This window comes from Holdemania sp. 1001095H_141210_F2 (assembly GCF_015558105.1).
Lineage (GTDB): Bacteria > Bacillota_I > Bacilli_A > Erysipelotrichales > Erysipelotrichaceae > Holdemania.
In genome coordinates, this window is record NZ_JADNPO010000010.1 from 65,243 (window position 1) to 82,693 (window position 17,451).

Annotated in this window: 18 protein-coding genes; 6 read left to right on the plus strand and 12 right to left on the minus strand. The window is 50.2% G+C overall.

What is annotated here, in order from left to right; genetic code table 11:
- Positions 1 to 31: 31 nt before the first annotated feature.
- On the minus strand, positions 32 to 685 hold the full coding sequence (locus I2G61_RS08350; protein ID WP_072685464.1) for an HAD family phosphatase: 654 nt from the start codon (positions 683 to 685) through the stop codon (positions 32 to 34).
- A 152-nt stretch (positions 686 to 837) separates the two neighbouring features.
- On the opposite strand from I2G61_RS08350, the gene I2G61_RS08355 reads away from it, so the two are divergent.
- The gene (locus tag I2G61_RS08355) at positions 838 to 1,416 is read left to right on the plus strand and encodes a pyruvate kinase alpha/beta domain-containing protein (protein WP_072685463.1); all 579 of its coding nucleotides are present in this window, start codon (positions 838 to 840) and stop codon (positions 1,414 to 1,416) included.
- A gap of 162 nt (positions 1,417 to 1,578) precedes the next feature.
- On the opposite strand, the gene I2G61_RS08360 is transcribed toward I2G61_RS08355, so the two are convergent.
- From I2G61_RS08360 to I2G61_RS08375, 4 genes are all read right to left on the minus strand, one after another.
- Positions 1,579 to 3,066 (minus strand): MATE family efflux transporter, encoded by a 1,488-nt coding sequence (locus I2G61_RS08360; RefSeq protein WP_072685462.1) that lies wholly within the window; start codon positions 3,064 to 3,066, stop codon positions 1,579 to 1,581.
- Between the two features lie 184 nt (positions 3,067 to 3,250).
- Positions 3,251 to 4,204, minus strand: a complete 954-nt coding sequence (locus I2G61_RS08365; protein ID WP_072685461.1) for a Gfo/Idh/MocA family protein — start codon at positions 4,202 to 4,204, stop codon at positions 3,251 to 3,253.
- A gap of 331 nt (positions 4,205 to 4,535) precedes the next feature.
- Complete coding sequence (locus tag I2G61_RS08370; RefSeq protein WP_072685459.1) at positions 4,536 to 5,306, minus strand: GntR family transcriptional regulator; 771 nt, start codon at positions 5,304 to 5,306, stop codon at positions 4,536 to 4,538.
- A gap of 63 nt (positions 5,307 to 5,369) precedes the next feature.
- Positions 5,370 to 6,506 carry an SIS domain-containing protein gene (locus tag I2G61_RS08375; RefSeq protein WP_072685458.1) on the minus strand — a complete coding sequence of 379 codons (1,137 nt, stop codon included), beginning with the start codon at positions 6,504 to 6,506 and terminating at the stop codon, positions 5,370 to 5,372.
- A gap of 343 nt (positions 6,507 to 6,849) precedes the next feature.
- Between I2G61_RS08375 and I2G61_RS08380 the strand changes: the two genes are divergently transcribed.
- The 5 genes from I2G61_RS08380 (at position 6,850) to I2G61_RS08400 (ending at position 10,720) form a co-directional block, all read left to right on the plus strand.
- The gene (locus I2G61_RS08380) at positions 6,850 to 7,248 is read left to right on the plus strand and encodes a PTS sugar transporter subunit IIA (protein WP_072685457.1); all 399 of its coding nucleotides are present in this window, start codon (positions 6,850 to 6,852) and stop codon (positions 7,246 to 7,248) included.
- Between the two features lie 14 nt (positions 7,249 to 7,262).
- Entirely contained in the window at positions 7,263 to 7,763 is a 501-nt protein-coding gene (locus tag I2G61_RS08385) for a PTS sugar transporter subunit IIB (RefSeq protein WP_072685456.1), read from the plus strand.
- A 15-nt stretch (positions 7,764 to 7,778) separates the two neighbouring features.
- Positions 7,779 to 8,519 carry a PTS sugar transporter subunit IIC gene (locus I2G61_RS08390; protein WP_083538640.1) on the plus strand — a complete coding sequence of 247 codons (741 nt, stop codon included), beginning with the start codon at positions 7,779 to 7,781 and terminating at the stop codon, positions 8,517 to 8,519.
- A 2-nt stretch (positions 8,520 to 8,521) separates the two neighbouring features.
- Positions 8,522 to 9,346: a PTS system mannose/fructose/sorbose family transporter subunit IID gene (locus I2G61_RS08395; protein WP_072685455.1), complete on the plus strand. Its 825-nt coding sequence runs from the start codon at positions 8,522 to 8,524 to the stop codon at positions 9,344 to 9,346.
- Positions 9,347 to 9,736: 390 nt separating this feature from the next.
- Positions 9,737 to 10,720, plus strand: coding sequence for a PD-(D/E)XK nuclease family transposase (locus tag I2G61_RS08400; protein WP_072685454.1), 984 nt, complete (start codon positions 9,737 to 9,739; stop codon positions 10,718 to 10,720).
- A 227-nt stretch (positions 10,721 to 10,947) separates the two neighbouring features.
- Here the strand turns inward: I2G61_RS08400 and I2G61_RS08405 are convergent, their stop codons facing one another.
- The 7 genes from I2G61_RS08405 to I2G61_RS08435 all read right to left on the minus strand — a co-directional run bounded on the left by I2G61_RS08405 (position 10,948) and on the right by I2G61_RS08435 (position 17,446).
- Entirely contained in the window at positions 10,948 to 11,997 is a 1,050-nt protein-coding gene (locus tag I2G61_RS08405; RefSeq protein WP_072685453.1) for a Fic family protein, read from the minus strand.
- A gap of 640 nt (positions 11,998 to 12,637) precedes the next feature.
- Entirely contained in the window at positions 12,638 to 13,726 is a 1,089-nt protein-coding gene (locus I2G61_RS08410; RefSeq protein WP_072685452.1) for an SIS domain-containing protein, read from the minus strand.
- 12 nt (positions 13,727 to 13,738) lie between these two features.
- Positions 13,739 to 14,443 carry a GntR family transcriptional regulator gene (locus tag I2G61_RS08415; protein ID WP_072685451.1) on the minus strand — a complete coding sequence of 235 codons (705 nt, stop codon included), beginning with the start codon at positions 14,441 to 14,443 and terminating at the stop codon, positions 13,739 to 13,741.
- Complete coding sequence (locus I2G61_RS08420) at positions 14,444 to 15,115, minus strand: hypothetical protein (protein ID WP_195548139.1); 672 nt, start codon at positions 15,113 to 15,115, stop codon at positions 14,444 to 14,446.
- The gene (locus tag I2G61_RS08425) at positions 15,108 to 15,830 is read right to left on the minus strand and encodes an N-acetylmannosamine-6-phosphate 2-epimerase (protein ID WP_006057916.1); all 723 of its coding nucleotides are present in this window, start codon (positions 15,828 to 15,830) and stop codon (positions 15,108 to 15,110) included. Before I2G61_RS08425 ends, I2G61_RS08420 begins: the two co-directional genes overlap by 8 nt.
- 25 nt (positions 15,831 to 15,855) lie before the next feature.
- Positions 15,856 to 16,698, minus strand: a complete 843-nt coding sequence (locus I2G61_RS08430) for a PTS system mannose/fructose/sorbose family transporter subunit IID (protein ID WP_083538638.1) — start codon at positions 16,696 to 16,698, stop codon at positions 15,856 to 15,858.
- Complete coding sequence (locus I2G61_RS08435) at positions 16,679 to 17,446, minus strand: PTS sugar transporter subunit IIC (RefSeq protein ID WP_006057918.1); 768 nt, start codon at positions 17,444 to 17,446, stop codon at positions 16,679 to 16,681. The genes I2G61_RS08430 and I2G61_RS08435 overlap by 20 nt, the downstream gene beginning before the upstream one ends.
- Positions 17,447 to 17,451: the final 5 nt, after the last annotated feature.

Consider the following 17,451-nt stretch of genomic DNA (forward strand, 5'->3'; position numbering starts at 1 on the left):
CAATTAATTTCACTAATTCTAGTGCAGTGCATCAGCCGTCCGGGGCGTGAAGCAGCGCCGGAATTTCCGCCAGATCGTCAAACAAGGCGTGCGCCGGGGATTGATCAAATCCATACCGCTGGTCGCGCTTGGCCAGCACGCGCATGCCGGCGCGGATGGCAGCCTGAATGCCGTAGGTGGAATCTTCAATCACGGTGCATTGTTGGGGCTTGGCCTGAAGCTGGGCGGCGACGTGCAGATAGATTTCCGGATTCGGCTTGCTTTCCCGGAAATCATTGCCGCTGGCGATCACTTCAAACAAGGGCAGGATCGCGAGCTCCCGGAGCACTTGTTCGATGTTGGCGCGCGGCGAGCTGGACGCCAGAGCCAGGCGCCAGCCGGAGTTTTTCAGCTGATTCAGCGTTTGATGTACGTGAGGATTCGCCAGCTCGCGGTACGCGATCCGCTGCCCCTGATGGTACGCCCGGTAATCGCGGCGATAGGTTTCCTCACTATCATAAAATGCTGGATCCGCCTGTTTTAGAATCGAAAATGTTTTGCGGCTGCTTTCGCCGACAAGCCGGTCGAGCACCGCGCGGGGAAACGCATAACCCCGGCTGATCAGAAAATCTTCAAGCCGTTTGTAATAAACCGGTTCGGTATCGACGAGCACGCCGTCCATATCAAAGATGACGATTTTCTCCATCTTCAACCTCCTTTCTGTGTTCCTGCGGATTTATTATAGGAAGATTGTGCTTTGGAACAAAAACGGAAAAAGATCACCAAGCTTAGTGCAGCGTTCCCCCTGATTTCTGTGCGGCAATCCGCTATAATAGAAACAGAAGGGAGCGATCAATCATGCTTTTATTTGCTCAACCCGGACCTCACAACACCAACGCGGCGGTGGCCGAGGGCATCCGCAAAGTCAAACAGCTGAATACCGATCTCGTCTTCGCCTCATCCTCCGGCGCGACCGCCAAAATCGTCATCGCCGAAGCCCGAAAACAGGGATTTACCGGAAAACTGATCGACGTCCGTTCCGTCACCGACGTGCAAGCTCGCGGTCTCAACCGGATGGACGCAAAAACCAAACGTGAACTGGAAGCTCAGGGCGTCGTAATCGTCACCGCCGGCCACGCGTTAAGCAGTGGGGAACGGGGACTGAGCCGTCAGTTCAGCGGGATTTATCCGCTGGAAATCATGGCCGCCACACTGCGGACTTTGGGACAGGGCGTCAAGGTCTGTTTTGAATGCGCGGTGATGGCGCTGGACGCCGACGCGATCGAATGGGGAAAACCGGTCGTAGCTTTGGGCGGAACCGCAAGCGGAGCGGATACCGCCGTCGTGATCACGCCGGGCTATTCGGCCTCCATCCTCACCACCCGGATCCATGAGATTCTCTGCAAGCCCGCACTGATGCCGGACTCTGAGTCTTAATCGCGCACTGAAAAAACAGGATTCAGAATGAAGCGGAAAATCACTTTATCCGCCAGCCGGACAGCGCAGCAAAGTAAAAGTTCGCCCGATCAGATCACAGAAAAAGAATTCAGTCTTTTGACGACAATGAACCGTCAAAACTGAATTCTTTTTTATTTATAGTTAACTATTCGATCCGGAATGCGGGATTTTCAAAGTTGGAGCATCCGGGTTTTCCGCAAACGCTTCGATCCGGTTTGTCTGTGGTACTGCCGGGCTGCGGTTTTCAATTTCCCGCTTCAAAGCCGACAGCTCTTTTGGCGAAACCTCCGGCTGGGTCAGATTGTTAAGCCATCGTTCCTTTTTCAACAAACCCAGCGCTAACAGACATTTCAGTACATAACTGATTTCAACCAGAAAGTAAACCGCAGTCAGCGGCAAGTCGGTTCCCCTCGTCAATCCGATCAACAAGGGAATCGGAACGATCCACATGAACAGCGAATCAATCAGATAGATCGACCGGCTGTCCCCGCCGCTGCGGAAGACGAAATACACAAGAAAATGTCCGGTCGCCAGCGGGAATAACAGTGCCATGATCTGCATTAGCTGATCCGCCGTCCGCAGCGAAAGCGCAGAACCTGTGTAGATCAGCGGGATTGTCCAGCGGCAGAGATCAATCAGGATTCCAAACGCGATGGAAAGTCCCAGCGCCAGTTTGAACACACGCCGCACAACCTCCCTGGCCTCCGCTTTCTTTCCCTGCCCCAGAACCGGACCGACCAGAATGGTCAGCACCGTGCCGGCCGCGGGAAAAAGCACCCGGAACAGCTCATAGTAGGTCATCGCAATGGCATATCCGGCCGTCATCGGCGTACTGAACGACGAGTAGCCTTTAAATAACATCGCCAACCCCAAGCCATAGAATAATTCGTTCAATCCGATCGGAAGCATCGTTTTTCCAATCTGAATTGCCAGCGAACGCGGCATTTTCGGCGTCGTCTTCCACGCCTGCGCATAGACGCACCGCGAGCGTTTCATCAGGACCATCATGATCAGCGCTTCCGCACACCGGCACAGCAGCATCGCCAGACCCGCCCCCAACATGCCGCCAGGGATCTCTTCCAGCAAAATCAGATTCGCCAAAATCTTAACGATGACGGCGGCGCAGCTGCCCCACAGCGGAAGGCGCACCTGTCCGATCGCCCGCATCGCATTGGCAATCGCCTGCGACAGCACATAAGGAATCATCGACAGCGCCAGCAGCTGAAGATAGACCGCCGCCGGGCCTTCCAGCGCCGGATCGGAGGAAAACAGCCGGACCAGCGTTTGCGGGAAGGCAAGGCCAGCCAGGATAAACGGAAACAACAGCGCGATCGAAGATGTCAGAGAAAAGCGGAACGTCTGAACCATCCGCTGCGGCTGATCAATTCCGGCATATTGGGCGAGAAACACAACCCCGCCCGCCAGAATGCCGTTGAGGAAACTGCTCGGCACCGTAAACAGGCGGTTGACAATCGCAGCCGATGAAACGAAGAGATCGCCGTACCGGCCGACCATCACGTTGTCGATAATCGTGATCAGGTTGAGAATCAGCTGCTGCGCGATCATCGCCAGACAGAGATACAGGGCCTGCCGGTAAAAGTGTTTCATTGATTCCTGATACTTCTCCATCCCTTTCCCCTCCGCTCTGACTTTCATTCTTCCTTTAGTATAGAAAGTCCAGTTCAGCGTCAGAAGCTGAAAAAAATCACCATTTCTGGTGAAGTTTTCTTTCTCCTCTGGGCTGAATCAACAGAAGATTTTATTGTTTGCGGATTAGAAACGAAGGTCTTCGCACACGTTGATTCCCATGATTTCAATGGGGAAACTGGCTGCGGATCGCTTCCATCAGCGCCAGCACTTCCCGGGTCTTGGCTTGTGGATAGAGCGGGCTTTCCCGCCAGCCGTTGCCAACACAGCGGCAGACTTCCGCAATCTCCCCCGCCAGATCGGTATACTGAATTGTCGGCCGGATCATCTGCGTTCCCTGGGCGTTTTCCAGAATGATTTCCTCCGCCCGGTAATAGTAAGGAATCCGCAGCGTGCCTTCTGTTCCCCGGATCACGGCTTCGCGCGGACGTTCACGGTCGATCGCGCCTTCGGTCAGAATGCGCGCGCCACTGGCCGTCGTCAGTTCGCATTGGAAGTGAACGTCGATGTGATCGCGCAGCTGGGCCGTCACGTTCAAAGTCGGCGTCAGGTCCGGAAACAAATCCAACACGAAATAATAAAGATAGCTGCCGATGTCGTACAGCGCGCCGCCCTGAAGGGGATCCAGGATGTACCAGCCCGGTTTTGTCTGGCCTTTTAAATCGTAACAGTAATTGACATCGGCGCCGGTCACTTGACCGATAGCCCCGTCTTCGATCAGATTTTTGACGATCGCGCTGGTCGGGTAAAACGGCGTCTTCAGCGCTTCCATTAAGAAGCAATCCTGACGTTTCGCTTCCGCGCACAGCTGATCCCAGTCCGCGCTGGTAAATGCGGCGGGTTTCTCCACCAGGACATGTTTATGCTGCGCCAGCGCCGCCAGCGTCATCGCTTTATGCTGCGCATGCGGCAGTGCAATGTAAACGCAGTCAACCTCAGGACTGGCCAGACAGGCTTGATAGTTGTCGGCAATCCGTGCGCCGGGCACTGCCGCGGCCGCCGCTTCCCGCTTGGCTGGGGTCTGAGAAGCAATCCATGTGATCTCCGCTTCTTCAACCTGGGCGCTGTCATGAACGAATCGCTGCGCGATCCCACCATAACCTAATATTCCAAATCGCATAACTTCACACTCCTTTGACACCACTATACGCCTGCCTGGGGAAAAGAAAAAGCGAAGAATTGTGAATTTTTATAACGGATTTCTTACGGTTTTCTATTTTTCCTGATCATGGACTGTATTGAATTTCTTATTGATGTCCAAGCCCTCTCCGCCTTTGTTATGGAACTTCCGATTTCAAAAGTGTTCTGTTTACCCGAATTGTGCGGAAGCCGGAAGAGCGCCAAAGGGACACTCCTTCGATGAGAGCGTCCCTTCTTTTTACATTTTTTTGTTCGAAGCAGAATGGAGGAAGAACAATCCATTCAGATCCGACTGCTCTGCCGGAAAGTCCTTACTTGACCAGCGGTTCCCGCGCGTGATCCGACAGCGTCGTTTGTGTTGGCCGCGCCGTGATCTTGTCCTGCGTGATCGTAAACTTATCTCCAACAAAATAGTGGGTTGTTAATTCAAAAGGTTCGTCGTTGACATTCCACAGGATCGTCTGACGAAGCAGAGGAACATGATTGGAGCCGATCAGTTTGGCCTGTTCCGCGCTTGGCAGACAGGCACCCAGTTCCATATACCCATAGGACCGCTCAATCCCCAATTCTTCGATGTACTGGTTCAGCGAACCTTCCAGCCGTTTAATATCCATCGTCGGCAGAATATTCTGCGAAATATAGGAATACGAAATACAGATCAGACTGCCGTTGCCGAAACGCGTCCGGATGAAGAAATGCAGAAAGTCGTCCTCCGCTACATGCAGCAGAGCAGCGATGTCCGGAGCTTCCTTACCTTTGATAATTCCATATTTAATCAATTCAGCCGACGGTTCCAAACCGGCGTTGCGGATCATATCCGTAATGCTTTCAGTCCGCACCGAGCTTTTTTTGATCTTCGCCTTGAATTTGTCATCTGCGAACGTGCCCTTGCCTTTTATCCGTTTGATAAACCCATGCACGGCTAATTCGTTCATGGCCCGGGAAACCGTCATATGACTGGTGGAAAACCTGGCGCAGATCTCGCTTTCCGGCGGAAACGGTTCATCGTTAGCAATCTCTCCACTTTCGATTTTCTCTTTAAAGTAATTCACGATTTCCACATATTTTGGAAGTTTCGGCATGTTTTACCCCCTGCTTTTCAAACTTTCGGCAATTCTTTTGTTCTCAGAATTGCCGTGTTCTGTTTATTTCGTTTCTTCCACATTTCCATGTCTGAGGCTTGGATAATGCGACGAGACGTAACGCTTTTTGACCGGACTGACCTTCGTGTCGATTCCCGTGTCTTCGCAGATCAGAGCTGAAAGCACCTGAAAAGGAATCACATAGAGAATCGGCGAAAGCAGATCCGTCGTTTTCACTGAGAATTTCAGATCTCTTTCTGAACTTGCCACATCCTCCTCACAGGTGACCACAAATACATGCTCTGTAAAGACGTCTTTATAATACGGAACTAACTCCTTCAAGCGTTCCAGTTCTTTCCGGCCCTCGGAAGCGATCATAAAGATATAGTTATCCTGATTGTAAGCCCGCATCGGTCCATGCATCTGTTCTTCCATTTCATAACCGGTACACGGCCGGGAATACGTTTCAAAGAATTTCAGGCGTGATTCCAGCGCCGTTGGATAGTTCAGACCATAGCCTGCGATAGAGGATTTTGTCATTTGATAAAATTCTTCTTTATTACGATTATACCAGTCGATCGACTCATTGACAACTATTTCCAGGTTGTCGGCCAACGCCTTAGCCGCTTCATCCAACTGCTGATAATAGGCTTGATCAATCAGTTTTTTACGCCGCGCGATCTCAATGGCCTGGATGTAAAACTGGAAGATGGTTTCCGTATAACCGCGCGTTTCCGGACCGATTTCTTCTTCTTCGCAGACTAAATGACAGTATACGTCAGCCAATTCTTCCAGCACACTGTTTAATTGTTCGGTCACCGCAATGGTGAAATACCCGTCCTCCGCAGCTTTTTTTACCGCTTCACAGGTTGAGATACTGTCGCCGTGCTGTGAAAAGCCGATGACGCAGATTTCTTCTTTCTTAAAAATTCCGGACGGATTCGGATTCTCATGATAGGTAAACAACGTCGGTGCGCAGGCAACGCCTTCAACGTGCAGCAGCTCGACAAAGAGATTTTTAATAACCATCGAAACATGATTGGAAGTACCGGACCCCAGGAAATAGACTTTCTTAAAATCATGCTCGACAAAAGCGTCAACAAAGCGGGTCATATATTCATTGCGGGTAGCGTAGGCCTTCTTTAAAACCCGGGGTGTATCCTGAATATGACCGATCATTGAGAGTTTTTCTTTTTCCATGCTTTATTCTGTTCTCCTTTTTCTTGAATCACCGGGCAGCTCATCCCAAATATACCACATACCGTTCAAAAATCAACAGTAAATATATATTTGATATAAATTTCTTTCTTGAAAATAATTTGTGTTCTCCAAGGATTCAGGATATTCTGCGGTTTTTTGTCAGGAATATGCGTGAAATCATACAAATCTGTCATATATTAGGATGTAATCATTTGTTACTATAATTTTTAATATATATTTTTACAAGTTTTATATTTACAAATATATATTTATAGATTATACTGAGTTTAAATCAGGCAGCTCTCATCCAGTTTCATCCATTGAAAGGGGGAAAAAACATCGAATGAATCAAATTATCATCGCCGCCCATGGCCGGCTTGCGTCGGGCATGAAGGAAACGCTGGAATTTTTCGGCGCCCGAAACATCATCATTCTTGAACAAACCGTTCAGGAAACCGGCTTTGAGGCCAAGGCTGAACAGATCCTGCAGCAATGCGCCGGCCAAAACTGCATTGTCTTTACCGATCTGTACGGCGGTTCCGTCAATCAGATCTTTTTCAAAAACCTGCGGGATCATGCCTTTCATCTGATCACCGGCATGAATTTAGCGATGATTCTGGAATGTGCTTTCACGGAAACCGATCTGGATGCGTCGCAGTTAAAAGAAATCATCGCCAATGCCTGCCGTCAAACCTGTTACATGAACGACTTGTTGCTTCATTGCGGGGAAGAGGACGACTAGAAAGGAAAATCAATATGATCAGTTTATTGCGCGTCGACGGACGGCTGGTTCACGGCATGGTCGCCGTAACCTGGGTCGGGGAACTCAAGCCGAACGTTTTAGTGGTTGCCAACGATGCGGCAGCCAACGACAGTTTTCACACAATGACGTTAAAGCTGGCCAAGCCGGCCAATGTGGACATGTACGTCTGGACGCTGGCCAAGGCGGTTGACCGCTTGAATGGACCGAAATACAAAGCGAAGAAAATCTTTATCACGGTCGGCACAATCGCCGACGCGGAAGCGCTCGTCAGCCAATGTCCGGAGATTCGCCGCGTCAATGTCGGCCCTGAAGTCGACGGCACAAAGGGTCGGGTAACCGAAGGAAAAGTGGAGATCAGCGACGGCGTCTTTGCCTCCCCGGAAGAATTCGCATGTCTGAAACGCATTCATGATCGGGGCGTCGAGGTGTTCGCGCAGATCACTCCGCAAATGCCGGCCGTTGATTTTACGGATTTCGCTCAAAAATTTGAATAAGAAGGAGAAAAGGGTATGATTTTACAAGCTATTCTCGTCGGTCTTGTCGCGGGTTACGGACGGATCGAACAATCCTGGTTTGGGCAGCAGATGATCGCGCGGCCGATCTGGCTGTGTACGCTCGTCGGACTTTTGTTAGGAGATTTAAAGCAAGGTGTCATCATCGGCGGCACGCTGGAGTTGATCTGGGCCGGCGTCGTTCAGATCGGCGCTGCACCGACAGAGGTTGTCAGCGGCAGCGTGCTGGCCTCGGCGCTGGTCATCACCAGTGGTCTGACCGTCGAGGAAGGCGTCGCGCTGGCGATCCCGGTCGCGCTGCTGGCCAGCGTTATGAATACGTTTATCTCGTCGGTGAACTCTGCCGTTCTGTCTTCCTTGACGAACAAAGCGGTGGAAAACTGTGATACCAAGATGATCTGGTGGACCGGCATCGGCGGAGGCATCATTTATTTCATCGTCTACTTTGTCGTTATCGCCCTGGGCTTTATGGCCGGATCCGTCGCGATCCAGGCGGTCATTGATTCCATTCCAGGCGTCGTCCGCTACGGTCTGACCAACGCTAGCAAGCTCCTGCCTGCGATCGGCATCGGCATTCTGCTGAAATTTACGTTCGATTGGAAATATGCCGGCTTCTTTGCGCTGGGCTTCCTGCTTCCAACCTATCTGGGAATGGGCACGATGGGCGTCGCACTCACTGGACTGGTCTGCGCATACATCTATTATCAATTTAAACCGAGAGCAGAGGAGGACGACTAATCATGACAAATCCGGTTCAATTATCAAAAAAGGAACTGAATAAGGTATTCTGGCGTTCCTATCAGGCGCTGGGGTGTTATACCTACGATAAGCAGCAGGGGATTTCCTACATGCGCGCCCTGCTTCCGGCGCTGCAGAAACTCTATCCGGATCCGGAAGATCTGAAAGAAGCCCTGATCCGTCACAACGTCATGTTTAATACGACCTGCGCTTTCGTACCGTTCTGTCTGGGCATCACCTGCGCGATGGAAGAGGAATACGCCAACGCCCCGGAAGGTACGTTTGATCCGCAGTCGATCAGCTCCGTCAAGATCGCTTTGATGGGACCGCTAGCCGGGATCGGCGACAGCTTCTTCTGGGGAACGTTCCGGGTAATCGCCTGCGGGATCGGCGCTCCGCTGGCTGCGGCCGGCAATCTGCTCGGGGTCGTGCTGTATCTGTTGTTAAATTTACTGCCGTCAACCTTGACCCGTGTCTATGGCTTTAAGCTGGGGTATCAGGGTGGCCGGGAATTCCTGGCGAAAATCCAGGCTGACGGCACTCTTGAAAAAGTGACGGAGGCCGCAAAGATTTTGGGTCTGGTCGTCATCGGCGGACTGGTGCCGGCGATCGTCGCGGTGCCGGTTTCCCTGGAGCTGAACATGGGCGGCGGTTCGTTCATTCTGGCGGATGTTCTCAACAGCATCATGCCGAATTTACTGCCGTTGATCTTATCCGTCGTTGTTTATCATTACATCCAGAAAGGCGTCAGCGTCAACAAGCTGTTATTCCTTCTGTTAGGCTTAGGCATTTTATTAACGGCGGTCGGTTTCTTCCCAATGGGATAAGCTGGCAAAGATAGTTTCAGGATAAGCAGGCTGAGAGATCGCCTGCTTTTTCATATATAGAAGTAAGAATAAAGTATCCTATTCGATATAGGTTTAGATGAGCATAAACTATTGATATTAAGAACAAATCATGTGTGGGATATTCAGTTGATCTTAGTATTTTATTGAGGGTTTCTGAAATTAGGATATACTATTTTTATTCGTATCAGATAACAGATCAGGCAACTATGCGGGAGAAACATTTGACTTTATCCTGGGACCTGTTGCTAACGATGCTGCTGTAATGATAAAGGATTCATCAAACAGAAGATTATGTAAAATTATGTGTTTTTTATATTTCAGAGAGGCTTTTTCAAAAAAACCGCAATATTCTTAATGGAGATGATATGGATGGATAAACTTAAACTTCCTGAAAAGAATACTGAAGATGCGGTTACACCTGATAAAAACCAGAAAGCGCGACGATTTTCGTTGATGGATGACATGGTTTCAAAATTTGTTTTTAATGATCCTGCCGACCCCTGGACGCCATTGGGCTTTCTGCAGGCGATGCGTCCGGAATATCCGATGTCGGACATTCAGCTGCATTCCGGCGAAATGATCGCACGCTTTCCCGCGGATAAAACTATCCGCTATGATGTTCATGGAATCATCAATAACACGCTATTATTCGATATGGAGTTCCAGCGGTATGGAAATGCCCGGGATCAGGAAAGACGGATCGCCTATTATTTGACGCGTTTGTTCAATGCACAAGAGCTGCGCGGAAAGTCTTTTGATCAGTTAAAGCCTGCCTGGCTGATATTAGTCGCAGATTGGCCTGACGATGACGTTCCTTTTGAGCAAAGCTTGACAAGTATGCTTCATCTGAGTATATTGAATGTAGGCAGATGCTTCTTATTTGAAAATAAACCTGTTGGAAAATTAACTGTCCGTGAGCGTTGGGCGCTTGTTTTCCAATATGCGGAAGATCCCGCAAAAAAAGAACTGATCCATCAGATCATTGATATAGATAAAAACTGTGAAAGGGCGGTGTTAAAAATGGCAACATGGAGTCCGGAAGTGTTGGCTTACATTCAAGAAACAAGAGAAATAGGCCTTGAGCTGGAAATGAATCAATGGAAATGCGACATGCGGAAAGAAGCGTTGGCAGAAGGAAGACTCATCAAACTCATCGGTTCCGTTATGAAAAAGGCAAAGAAAGGATTATCCGCCATAGAAATCGCAGACGATTTAGATGAGGATGGAGAACTCATTCGATGTATCCTGACAATAATTCGAAATCACCCTGACTGGTCAATCAAACAGATTACCGCCCAGGTATTGAAAACCTGGAAAATTGATATATCACCCGAATATATTTATTCTGACTAATTCGTTATGATCCATTTGCGGCATAGTACAACGAATTCAGAGCAGCCGGCGTAGTCTACCATGAGCCTGATAAAGAAAAAAAGTCAGCCCTTTATACAGCTGACTGAAGTGTACCCTTCCTTCTTAAAATTCCAATACTCACCCTCTTGTCGTAAAATTATTAAATGTAAAACTTCATAAATCGAAATTGTATTCTTATATTCGACCCAAGTTTAAGACACTCTTTATTATTCTGCCTTAATATATCGCGCACTCCGAGCCTGCCCGATCCGTTTAATACTTCCGCTTTTCACCATAGCCCCCAGCACAGCCTCCACCGTAGTGGGGCTGACATCCGGCAGGATGCGGCAAATCTCAGCTTTGGAAATGGGCGTAAGGCTGTTTAGCACGGTTGCCTCCACACGGGCCTTCTTCGTGATTTTCTTACCATGCACAACAGCAAACCGCTTGTCCAGTTCCTTATAGCACATATACAGCGTAGAAAGAAAGTTTTCTATAAAAGGAAAATAACTGTTCTCGTTGTTTTCCCAGCCCTCTGAAGATTGACGCAGAGCTTCGTAGTAATAAGCTTTATAGTTGTTGATCTGCTCCTCGAAAGAAACATACTTTCCAGCGTCATATCCGTTTTTATAAAGCAAAAGCAGGGAAAGTAACCGGGACATTCTTCCATTACCATCCCTGAACGGGTGGATACATAGAAAATCCAAAATCACACAGGGAATAAGAAGAAGCTGATTGATATTGGCGTCATTTCTTGCCTCCAGATAAGCCAGCTCCAACTGCTCCATCGCCTGGGATGTTTCTGCCGCAGGCGTGGGACGAAAACGTACCCGCCGCTGGCCCTGGGCATCCACTTCCAAAATCACGTTGTCATCGGTCTTATATTGACCGCCGTACTCATATCCGGCAATGGACATCAACATTTCATGAAGCCGTAAAATATCACTCTGCCGAAAGTCCATATGATCGTATCCCAGATGGATGGTATTCAACGCATCCCTGTACCCGGCAATCTCCGCTTCGTTATGATTCAAAGGAGCACTGTTTTGATTAACAATCGCGTTGATACGCTCATCACTGGTGACAATACCCTCGATGGCGTTGGAGCTTTTGACCGACTGGACCTTGGCAATGGCCTCCAGTTCCGTAAAAATCCGCGTGTACTCCTCCTTCCGCATACCCGCCATGGTTTTCAGCGATGCAATGCTGGATGTCAGGTTGATAAGGTTTGCAGGCAGCAAACCATTGTTTAAAAAGGAATAATCAAATATCCTCATTCCATAGTCTCCATTCTTTTCTGCATATAAATTTACCATATTATATGCAGTAATTCAAACAGTTACACTTTTTTTCTGCATATATTATTTCAAAAGATATGCAATACGTAAAAAATCGATGTTACCGTGATTATTCCGACGGCTTTTATGTCTATTGTCCGCCTTCCTCTGATAAAACCACTCTAGATGGCGTGGTTCCATCATCCGTTATGCAGGCCGGCCCGTCATTGCTCAAAGCTGGATTGAAGACTAGGATTATGATCTTAACATTGCGGAAAAAGTTTGTGATCGGTTTACTGCGAGCAAAATTTTATGTTTTTCCGCTTATTGTATTCGCTGTGACTCTCTGATGCTTCCTGGGAGTGTCCTGCAGAAAGTTTCTAAAACTGAATAATCCTGCCTCTCTTTCTTTTCAGTGCGGCATGGAAATGATTAATTTCCATCCCTTTAAAACGCTTTAGCAAATTATAATTTTAGGGAGTTTTATTTTTTTCCTTTCCTCTGCCATGCACTTTCCTAATAGAAATGAAAAACGCTGCCATCAGAGACAACGCTTTCTAATTGAATTTTCTGCCGAGAATGATCCTCCGGCAGCCGCAGCATTTCACTTCCTAGATTCGAGGAAAGGGAGGAAAACGATCTAGTAAGTATAGCTGCCCATCTTTTTGTGGAAATCCGGATCGCTGGCAACGTTGCAGTCTATGCCCAGATCCAGCGATAATTTTCTCGCCAGCACCTGCAGCGGCACAATATACTCCATCGTTGCGAAATACGGATCATTAACAAACGGGTAAACGAAATTATGCGGATCCTCAGCCTGGGAAGCCTCCGAAGTGATCACATAGTTCGGGTTATGCCGCTCGCGGGCGAAGTAATCCCGCATCCGCAGACAGCGTTCAAAATACTGTCCCGGGCAAGCCAGATAAACCATCATCGTGTCTTCGTGAATCGAATGATATACGCCGTGCATGAATTCTTCCTGCTCGTAGCCGACGACGCTGTAACGCACCGCTTCCAGAATTTTCAGCGTGCCTTCCATCATGGCCGAAATACAGCTTTCATAGCCGACCAGAATCATCCGGCGGCAAGGAAGCAGATCTTCCTTATTGCGCAGATACCACTGGCTCGCCTGTTCCGCAATCTCCGGAATGTTGTCGCAGGTTTTCACCATCTGTTCCGTTAACCGCGTTTTCTCTTCTTCTGAAATCCGGCCTAAACGCACCGCCAGCTTCATGCCCAGAAGCATAATCGTCGCCATCGTGCCGATATACCCCTTGGTCTTCGGGCCGGCATATTCCATGCCGATCGCCAGCAATATCGTGACGTCCGCATGATCGCTGACCGGTTTGCCGGCCTCGCCGGTAACAACAATCGTCTTTAAGCCCAGTTTCCGCGCTTTATCCAGCGCCGCGATCGTGGAAGAACTGCGGCCGGCCTGGGAAATTCCGATGACCAGCGTATGCGGGTTCAGAATCAGTTCATTGTCCTTAAACTGCATCGGATAGCTGGCAAAGACCTTAACCTTCAGCACATCCTCAAGCAGCTTTTTACAAGCCAGCGCGCCGTGATAGGATGTGCCTGATCCGACGACATAGATCTGTTCGATCGTGCCGTCTGCGCAGTAATCCAGCGCTTCTTTGAATATTTCATCCTGGTGCTCGACGATGTTGCGCACCGCCGGCTTGGATTCCAGGATATACTGGTACATATCCCAGTTTTTTTCCGTCATGAATTAGCCTCCTTATTGATTGACTGTCCGGTAGTAATAGTTATAACGGGAGCCGATATACAGCATCTCCGTGTATTCGATCAGATCGTCGTCCTGGTCGTACATCCAGGTGATGTTACGCAATAACGCCACATCCTTGATTTTCAACAACCGCTTTTCTTCTTCCGTCGGCATCATCGCCGTCATCTCGCCATCACTGTACTTAAACTGCGCCCCGTTTTCCTGCATGATCTGATAGACCGAGCCTTCGATCTTCCGCAGATCCACGCTCGACATGTATTTCTGCGACAGATAGGTATAGCTGATCGCGATCGGCGTTTCATCCGCCGTGCGGATGCGCACGATATAATGAATCGCATCGTCCGGACTCAGCTTCATTTTTTCCATCAGCTTCGGCAGTTTATCCGCCCGCTCGATCCGATATTCGATCAGAATCGCGCCCGGCTTCTGCCCCATCTTCGTGATGTCGTCGGTAAAACTCGTCAGGTTGCCGATCGCCTTGACGATCTGTTGGTTGTCGACAAAGCTCCCCTGTCCTTTGACCCGGCGGATACAGCCTTCCTGGGCCAGAATGTTCAGGGCCTTGTTCGCGGTCATGCGCGAAACCTTAAACGCCTGCGCAATTTCAATTTCGTTAGGTAGTTGATCGCCCGGCTTGAGCACTTTATCGACGATCTGTTGACGGTAGTAATTAATTATTTGTTCATATTTATTCATTTAATCCAGCTCCGAGGGATCGCTGATCATCGCCATCAGCGATTTTCTATTCTTATCATTATTAGTATACCGCATTGCCTGGTTCAGGTAAATCTCTACCTGTTCCGGCTGGTCCTCATAATGGTAAAGTTTAGCCAGACGGAAAGCGATCAGCGACTTGATTTCGTCGTTTTCACATTCCGGCAGCGCCTCGGTCAGCTCCTGGATTAACGTGGTGTCTTTCTGGATGTAAATGCGGTCAAGCTGTTCCACTTCCCCGCGGATCAGTTCCGCTTTCTGCCCCTTTTTCCCGATTAACAAAGGCATCAGCTGATCGCGGCAGGTCTCGGCCAGCGCGCGGTCGCGAAATTGCAGGGCGTAGCCGAACATCCGGGAATCAAGCGCGATCTTTTCATCCGCATTCATCTTCAGCGAAGCGAACTGCGCGTAGGTCGCGCGAACCTGATCATGATCCTGCAGATCAATGAAATAGTTCAGCTTCATCATCAACAACGACACCTTGGAAAAATTAAATCGGCAGTAAGGGGAATCGAGCAGTTTGAGAAAGCTGTCCGTATCCTGTTTCATTTTGAATGTATACAGCTTCCGCAGCGCTTTCTCGCTCACCCATTTTTTATAGATCACGCTGCCGAACAAACACAGCAGCGTGATCCAGAGGATCGGATTAGTCATGGAACCGGTTCAGCGCCCGGGCAAACCGTTTGGCCGTGATGTGTGGACGCGTGATCGCGTTGCCGACAACGACGGCGTAAGCGCCCATATACAGGCATTGAACCGCGATCTCCGGTGTGGCGACCTTGCCCTCCATGATGACGCGGGCGCCGGTGCCTTTAACGGCGTCGACGATATCCCGAAGCAGGATATAATCCGGAGCGTCCTTGATTTCCAGCTTGTCGAAGGCGCCGGCTTTCGTATACCCGGCTAAAGTCGGAGCGACGAAATCCGCCCCCATTTCCGCGGCGATCCGCGCGTCCTCCGCGGTGCTGACATCGGCGAAGATCAACGCCTCCGGAATGTTTTCCTTGATTTCCCGGATCGTTTCATACGCCAGCTTGCCATCGTCGCGGTAGTGATGCGTCGCCTGCACGGCGATGATCTCCGCGCCGGCTTCCCAGACCGCTTTCGCCGCTTCCAGATTCGGCGTTAAATAAACGTCCTTCACATTGCGGTTAATTTTCCAGATCCCGATGACCGGCAGATCGACCTGCGCCTTGATCGCCCGGATATCCTCCGGGGAATTCGCGCGAATGCCTTTCGCTCCTGCCCAGGCCGCGCACTCCGCGAATTTAACGGTGATGCCTTCCATATAATGAGGTTCCTCCGGCACCGCCTGGCAGGAAACGATTAAGCCGTCTTTCAGACTTTCCAGCACTTCTTGTTTTTTCATTCCGTTTCACCCCTGTTTCATTCGACTACAACAGACCCAAAGCGACAGCCAGGACACCCAGAACCAGCAGGGCGATCATGATGACCGTACCGGAATAGCGTTTCTGTAAGCCCCAGTAGCACGCGAAGGTCAGACCCAGCGGCAGAATCTTCGGGCAGATCGCGTCAAAGATCTCCTGCAGGACAACCTGCGCGCCGTTGATATTCAGCACCGTAACCAGATTGACGTTGACCATTGAAGCCATCATCGCGCCGATAACGACCAGGCCCATGATGCGGGCAGCTTCCGTCAGCTTATTCAGTGTGCCGTCTTCGGAAATCCGGGTCAGGAATTCGCTGCCGCCTTCATAACCGATTTTGAAGCCGACGCGGCGGACGATTTCCGATGGAATAAAGTTGATCAGGAAATACAGGATCGGACCTAAGATGTTGCCGGCGACCGCTAACGGCGCGCCAACGCCGACGCCGATGACGCGGAAGGTACCCCAGAAGAAGCTGTCACCGATGCCGGCTAACGGTCCCATCAGAGCTGCCTTGACGGAGTTGATCGAAGCGACGTCAAATTCGCCGTCCGGGGCGCTGGCGCACTGTTCCTCCATCGCGCAGGTGATCCCGATGATAAATGGACTCGGTGTGGTCGCGCAGTTGAAGAATTCCAGGTGGCGTTTGACGCCGGCCTTCATCTTCGCTTCATCTTCGCCGTACAGCTCGCGGATAGCGGGCATCATCGTCCAGGCGTAGCCTGTCGACATCTGGCGTTCATAGTTGAAGCATCCCAATAATTGATAGTGACGATTATAAACTTTCTTTAAGGTTTTCGAGCTTAATTTCTTCATGCCGATCGTCATCTTACAGTTCCTCACTTTCATCGCTGGCGCTCATGGAGCCGGACTTGCCGCTCGGAGCGAACTGGTAGTAAACATAAGCGCAGATTACGCCGATCACCGCTGCGGCAATCGTGCTGACGTTGAAGAAAGCGACTAAAGCGAAGCCCAGGAATAAGAACGCCGCGAACTTCTTGTCAAAGGTCAGCTGAATCAACATCGCGATTCCTAACGCCGGAAGCAGGTTGCCGGACTGAGCCAAACCGGACTGGATAACGGCCGGAATGTTGTTGACGATCGCCGTGATGACGTCGCCGCCGATCAAGAAGCCTAAGAAAATCATCGTGAATTTGAAGACGAAGTACAGCGCGCTGCCCATCCAGTTGGACATTTCAACGCCCTTCCAGTCGCCCTTGTCGGCGCATTTGTCAGCGCGGTGCGCGAAGGTGGTGTTGAGGATGCAGACGCCGATGGAACCGACCTGGGCCAGCAGTGCGATTGGAATCGCCAGGGCCAGCGTGGTTTCGTAGGAAGCGCCGGTTTTGATTGCCAGCGCAGTGGCCAGCGCACTGCCGACAACGACATCCGGCGGCGTGGATGTTCCGATACCGACTAAGCCCATCCAGACCAGTTCCAGATTACCGCCGATGATCAGGCCCATGGTGAAATCCCCCATGATCAGGCCGACGATCGGGCCGATGAGAATTGGCCGGTCCAGCATGTGCTGACCGCCGATGCGGCTTTCCATGTAGATCAAGGTTGCGACGAGCGCGACTAAGAATCCCTGAAGCATAAGTT

Excerpts from the sequence above, each read along its gene's own strand:
- I2G61_RS08350 (WP_072685464.1), bottom strand. The coding sequence starts at position 685 with ATGGAGAAAATCGTCATCTTTGATATGGACGGCGTGCTCGTCGATACC.
- I2G61_RS08355 (WP_072685463.1), top strand. The coding sequence starts at position 838 with ATGCTTTTATTTGCTCAACCCGGACCTCACAACACCAACGCGGCGGTG.
- I2G61_RS08360 (WP_072685462.1), bottom strand. The coding sequence starts at position 3,066 with ATGGAGAAGTATCAGGAATCAATGAAACACTTTTACCGGCAGGCCCTG.
- I2G61_RS08365 (WP_072685461.1), bottom strand. The coding sequence starts at position 4,204 with ATGCGATTTGGAATATTAGGTTATGGTGGGATCGCGCAGCGATTCGTT.
- I2G61_RS08370 (WP_072685459.1), bottom strand. The coding sequence starts at position 5,306 with ATGCCGAAACTTCCAAAATATGTGGAAATCGTGAATTACTTTAAAGAG.
- I2G61_RS08375 (WP_072685458.1), bottom strand. The coding sequence starts at position 6,506 with ATGGAAAAAGAAAAACTCTCAATGATCGGTCATATTCAGGATACACCC.
- I2G61_RS08380 (WP_072685457.1), top strand. The coding sequence starts at position 6,850 with ATGAATCAAATTATCATCGCCGCCCATGGCCGGCTTGCGTCGGGCATG.
- I2G61_RS08385 (WP_072685456.1), top strand. The coding sequence starts at position 7,263 with ATGATCAGTTTATTGCGCGTCGACGGACGGCTGGTTCACGGCATGGTC.
- I2G61_RS08390 (WP_083538640.1), top strand. The coding sequence starts at position 7,779 with ATGATTTTACAAGCTATTCTCGTCGGTCTTGTCGCGGGTTACGGACGG.
- I2G61_RS08395 (WP_072685455.1), top strand. The coding sequence starts at position 8,522 with ATGACAAATCCGGTTCAATTATCAAAAAAGGAACTGAATAAGGTATTC.
- I2G61_RS08400 (WP_072685454.1), top strand. The coding sequence starts at position 9,737 with ATGGATAAACTTAAACTTCCTGAAAAGAATACTGAAGATGCGGTTACA.
- I2G61_RS08405 (WP_072685453.1), bottom strand. The coding sequence starts at position 11,997 with ATGAGGATATTTGATTATTCCTTTTTAAACAATGGTTTGCTGCCTGCA.
- I2G61_RS08410 (WP_072685452.1), bottom strand. The coding sequence starts at position 13,726 with ATGACGGAAAAAAACTGGGATATGTACCAGTATATCCTGGAATCCAAG.
- I2G61_RS08415 (WP_072685451.1), bottom strand. The coding sequence starts at position 14,443 with ATGAATAAATATGAACAAATAATTAATTACTACCGTCAACAGATCGTC.
- I2G61_RS08420 (WP_195548139.1), bottom strand. The coding sequence starts at position 15,115 with ATGACTAATCCGATCCTCTGGATCACGCTGCTGTGTTTGTTCGGCAGC.
- I2G61_RS08425 (WP_006057916.1), bottom strand. The coding sequence starts at position 15,830 with ATGAAAAAACAAGAAGTGCTGGAAAGTCTGAAAGACGGCTTAATCGTT.
- I2G61_RS08430 (WP_083538638.1), bottom strand. The coding sequence starts at position 16,698 with ATGAAAGTGAGGAACTGTAAGATGACGATCGGCATGAAGAAATTAAGC.
- I2G61_RS08435 (WP_006057918.1), bottom strand. The coding sequence starts at position 17,446 with ATGCTTCAGGGATTCTTAGTCGCGCTCGTCGCAACCTTGATCTACATG.